General features: G+C 53.5%; 4 protein-coding genes. All 4 read left to right on the top strand.

Annotated elements, in window-relative coordinates; all coding sequences use genetic code 11:
* Positions 1-171 precede the first annotated feature (171 nt).
* Positions 172-3,345, top strand: coding sequence for an RHS repeat domain-containing protein (locus Q363_RS30470; protein WP_084080936.1), 3,174 nt, complete (start codon positions 172-174; stop codon positions 3,343-3,345).
* On the top strand, positions 3,345-3,716 hold the full coding sequence (locus Q363_RS30465) for a hypothetical protein (RefSeq protein WP_035358252.1): 372 nt from the start codon (positions 3,345-3,347) through the stop codon (positions 3,714-3,716). The genes Q363_RS30470 and Q363_RS30465 overlap by 1 nt, the downstream gene beginning before the upstream one ends.
* A 406-nt stretch (positions 3,717-4,122) precedes the next feature.
* Positions 4,123-4,599, top strand: coding sequence for a hypothetical protein (locus Q363_RS30455; RefSeq protein ID WP_035358249.1), 477 nt, complete (start codon positions 4,123-4,125; stop codon positions 4,597-4,599).
* 353 nt (positions 4,600-4,952) lie between these two features.
* Positions 4,953-5,153, top strand: a 201-nt coding sequence (locus tag Q363_RS30450) for a transposase (RefSeq protein WP_035358246.1), incomplete at its 3' end; no start/stop codon positions are given.

Raw genomic sequence — 5,153 nt, 5'->3', positions numbered from 1 at the left:
CCACCCTCACGCAACTTGCGGATCAGGAGAACTGCGCACGAAAAACGGCGCCACCCCCAGCAAACGCTTAGGCAAGGCTCCCCCTCACCGCAATCCAACCAACAGCACCCAGCCAAACGAGCCTTCGTCACGAGCTCGCGCTCACAACAACCGCTCGCTCAGCCTTCGTGAATGATGCAGGCTAAAGGAGGAAACCAAACGTCATCTCAGGTTCGGATCGATGCTTCCGGTTCAACCCTGAACACGACCACGATCTACTATGATACGGGCGTCCCTATCAGCACCACTGGGTCAACCGGGAAAACGCAATACTCCTATGATTCAACACAGGGATTCGCTACTCAAGTGACTCCGCCAACTCCATCCAGTGGCGTCTCGTTGCCAAACTACGCCTCATTTGATGTCAGTTCTGGCGCCCAGACCTCTGCCTCAGATGCCAACAATCCGACCACATCTCAGATTCAGGTCGTTACGTACGATAAGCTTTTGCGCCCGAAGCAGATCAACGCTATTGACGGCGGAAGCACGAGCTACAACTACGGCACGACGCCCAACGCTTTCCAGGTTGGCCAATCCACAACTCGAGGATCAGGGCTCTCGAACGCAGACATCGAGACCCTCTATAATCCGTATGGCCGAGTCAGTCGTGTGGCTGTTTACAATGGACAGGCGCCTGGCACTGATTGGTATCAGGTTGATTATTGCTACGATGCAGTAGGTCTGCTCCACTTTCAGAGCACACGCTACCAGGGCTCGGGTTTTGCCGGTGCTAACGCAACTAAACAGTGCTCCGGTTCTGGGACCACGTACACCTACGATACCTTGGGCCGCGTGAGCAATATCAGCACGGCCGACGACAACACAACGTACGAATACAACTCCCGAGCCGTGAAAATGACAGACGTAACCACCGGTGTGCAGAAGATTACTCAGACAGATGCGCTGGGGAGGGTCACCGCAGTGTGCGAGGTTTCGAGCAATAGCCTGCAGGGTGATTCACCGCAGAACTGTGGGCTTGATATCGCGGGCACCGGCTATCTCACCACCTACGCCTACGATCTTGTCAACCACAAGACCACCATCACTCAGGGCGTGCAGCAACGCATCTTCCAGACGGACTCGTTGGGGCGTACTGTCTACACCAAAGAGCCGGAGAGAGGCGAGACGAGCTACAGTTACGTCTACAACAGTACAGGCTTACAGGTGACTCGGACAAAGCCGAGTGCCAACCAAACTGATCCAAATGTGAAGACGAACACCGTCACGCAATACGACAAAGTCGGCCGAGTAGTGAGTATTACCTACGATGACGGGACGCCAAATAGACACTACGACTACGACATTGTCAGTCCGCAGATGCAGTGGACGGTTACACCGACCAATCTAAAGGGGCATCTGGCAGATATGGCATCGGGCGCGGGTTCGACACTTACAAGAGGACTCTTCAGTTACGATTCGATGGGCAGGATCACTCAGATGTGGCAATGCGCTCCATCTATCTGTGGTGCGCCGTCCCAGGAAAGTCGACCTTCGATAGGGTACGCATACGATTTTGCAGGCAATCTCACACTGAAATCAGACGGAGCAACCGGAGCCATTCAATATGGTCGCTCCCCGGCAGGCGAAGTCTCGTCCATCACAAACCTGTCGTATACCTCTGGAGGAAACCCGGCTAACCTCGTTTCTGATGTGGTTAATGGACCGAATGGGCCATTAGGCTACACGCTTGGAAACGGTTTGTGGGCTACGATCACTTACGACTCTATGGGCCGCCAATCCGGCAAATGGATATGTGGTGGAACTCCGATTCATCCGGGACAGGCTTACTGCGACCCCTACACGCAAATCTATGCTTACGCAGTAGCTATCAGTGGTTCTCGCGTGACGGGGGCATGCGATGCGGCGATCAACCAGTGTACATCCTACGGATACGATGAATTTGACCGTCTCTCCTCGTCAACATCCGGAGTATCGACCTATAACTGGGCGTATGATCGTTATGGAAATCGCTGGCAGCAAAATGCCCTACAGGGAGGACCATCGCCTTCCTTGCTCATTGATAAGCCCACGAATCGAATCTCAGGCTTCACTTACGATGCTGCTGGCAATATGAGAAATGACGGTTTGCACAGCTATACCTATGATGCCGATGGCAATATCCTTCAGGTGGACGATGGCTCAACCGGTCAATATGTGTACGATGCGCTCAACCGTCGAGTCAGAGTGCAGGCGCCCAACTCAACGATGGAATATCTCTACGATTACGAGGGAAGGCGCACCTCCAGTTGGATAGCGTCAATAAACTTCGGGAATGAAGGCCGAATCTATTGGGGCGGGCAGCAGCTTGCATATCGCGCTTTCAATGGCACGACCTACTTTGACCACCAGGACTGGATAGGAACCGAGCGGATGAGAACAGACTATACGGGAACTATCGCCTCCTCTTACTTATCTCTTCCTTGGGGGGATGGTTATACCCCAAATGGGAGCGATCCCGCAGGTAATGACCAAGATAATCTCCACTTCGCCCAGCTGGACCGCGACACCGACGACACCCACCACGCTCAGTTCAGGCAGTATTCCTCCACGCAGGGCCGATGGTTGAGCCCCGATCCATACATGGGAAGCTATGACCCCTCGGATCCACAGAGTTTCAATCGGTATAGCTATGTTGGGAATAATCCCTTAGCGTCGACTGATCCACTTGGACTCGCTGACTGCTATACGGTCACGACGCCGTGGGTGAATCCGAGCGCTAATAACGGACATGGTGACGAAGGTACCTTCACCACTACCTACTGCTCTGGCCGTGGTAGCGGTTTACCCTGGTATATCTCAGAGTACGGTGGTCCTGGATGTGGCGCCGTATCTCCGGGTCAGCCTTCACAGCCCTGTCAAATAGTACTAGTCGGATCCAAACCAGCTGCTCCTGCGCCCGCCCCGAGTGCCCCAAATAAACCGGGGCAGCCGAAGCAGAAAGATTGTGGGCAGATACTGAGAGATGCGAGAACGACCGTGGCACTGGATGCCGCTGGTACATTTGTGGGCGCGATCCCAGGAGCTGGGGCTGGTCTAGTGACGGCGCAAGTTGTTGTGGGTCTCGCAAGTGCGGCAAACAGCGCGTACCACCAGGATGTAGGGGGCACATTCGCAGGTGCGCTAGGAGCGCAAGCTTCGCCCATTGCAGCCGGAGCCGAACAGATCGCTAAGGCTGGAGGATCAATTGCCTGGGGGCGCACCGCTGCGGCAATTCCTTTCGTGGGGTCTCTTGTGAGCGCAGCCTACTTCTACAAGGATGCGACCGAAGCTCTTGACAAGTACCAGGCGTGCAAGGCGGGCTTCTAATGACTACAGAGAGCGGCAGAACCGACTTCAGCTTCACATTCACGGTATTAACGTTTCTCGCTTCAATAGTCGTGTTTTCTATAGCGAAGCCTCATTCACACGGCGGCGCTGCTATGGGTTGGACATGCTGCACTATAGTTACGATTGTGGCGGCTAAGCTCAGATGGGAGTTGAAGCGCGAATGGTGGTTCTGGATGGCTCTGGCGTTAGGGATAGGACTCCAGATTCCCATGATTCTCCTGCTTCCGTGGGACAAACCGTATCTCACGGGAACCGGAGGATTAGCCCTCTCCATCCCCGGATTCGTGTTGACCTCCGGATGCATATGGCTGGTGGAGAAAATCTCCTCAAAACTGAGCAGCCCCAAATAACGTGACGAAACCTACAACCAGACAATGCGCGGATCAGCTAGCAAATACTTGGAGCCTCACAGGTGTAATTCCTGATTCAGTCATGAACGTGCCCGTGCTAGGAGGCTTCCTCAATGGCGCGTTAGGAAATACCGTGACGAACGTCACTAGCGTGTACGACTCCGTTGTGAATGGACAAGGCACACTCTCCAGTACCTATGGTGTGTTTTTAGGGGCCGGGCCGACTCTCGGCGTCCCGGTGCCAGGGAATGCGCCCGCTGGCTTGCAAGGACCGGTTGCTGTTGCTACGGGTGCAATAGCAACGGGAGCCGGGAAGCTTATTGGGGCATCGAAGGCAATTCTCGATGGTCTGATCTACCTAGCAGCACTCAATTACTGCAAGACTGGGAAATATTAGGACCTCACGATGGATATCTCAAATCTTGCGCGACAAATTCTTGCTGATATGTGGGAGTACGGTCGGATCGTTCTCATAATCGGTTTCGTTGCTATCGTCTGGGGAGTGTTGTTGGGCAGATATAAAGGCGAGAACGAGCGACCGCCTTTCCAACTCGGTCTTCTTCTCATCGCACTTGGAATCGTCGGGGGTTTCGCGCTATTTTCCTTTTTGAACGTAGAATCGGGGAACCTTATCGTTCTCATGCACGCCAGACCAGCATGGGGAATTTTCACCGGCTTTGTCGCTCTATTAATGTCGTTGTTCATTGTGGTGATCGCATATAAATCGCTGACGGCGAAGCGCAAAGAGTCGGCGATTTCAATACGTGACACGGCCGAAGCACTTCCTAAGCAGTTTCTCTCACCTGGCGCCAAAGCAACGTTTATCACGCTGCTCTTATTAGTGATTACATCTATCGCATGGTTATGGTTGATAGCTAGATAGGTTGAATATCGTTATGATGCACCTGAACGTTGCGGATGAATTCGTTTTCATGCGTGACCCGTTATTGCCCCAAACAACAATTGCATGGTCGTGAATGGGTCCACAGTCTGCCACTCTCCTCTAGATGACAAACTAAATCCTATGGAAAGGGGCAAGACGAACTACCGCGACGCCTTATCGCTTTGCTCGACTCATGTTACGGTTGATAACACAACAGGCGAAACTAAGAGCCATTTAGTCCGAATAATTCTTGAAGGTTGAAGAAGCGAAAGCTCCGGACATGTTGTCAAGACAGTGTTTAAATAAGCCAAAGAGGCCTATGCGTGTCAGACAATAGCACGACAGAGTGTTTGTTGTTCGCTGAGATTTTTTCCAAGCCGGTCGTGGCGCAGTTCGATCAGCGGCAGGGCAGTTCCGATGGCGGCGCCCTCCTGTTGAAGGCGGCCGAGCGAGGCTACGGCTTGATCGGCGGCTTGGCCGGGTGCCTGGAAGACAAGCGGCAAGCTGGGAAGATCGAACATTCGTTGCATGAGCTGCTGGCACAGCGTGTATTC

It is taken from the genome of Edaphobacter aggregans DSM 19364 (genome assembly GCF_000745965.1).
In the GTDB taxonomy this organism is placed as follows: Bacteria; Acidobacteriota; Terriglobia; order Terriglobales; family Acidobacteriaceae; genus Edaphobacter; species Edaphobacter aggregans.
This window is presented reverse-complemented; position numbering and strand designations above follow the sequence as displayed.

Bases quoted from the DNA above. Each gene is read 5' to 3' on its own strand.
- Q363_RS30470 (WP_084080936.1), top strand. From the start codon at position 172: ATGATGCAGGCTAAAGGAGGAAACCAAACGTCATCTCAGGTTCGGATC.
- Q363_RS30465 (WP_035358252.1), top strand. From the start codon at position 3,345: ATGACTACAGAGAGCGGCAGAACCGACTTCAGCTTCACATTCACGGTA.
- Q363_RS30455 (WP_035358249.1), top strand. From the start codon at position 4,123: ATGGATATCTCAAATCTTGCGCGACAAATTCTTGCTGATATGTGGGAG.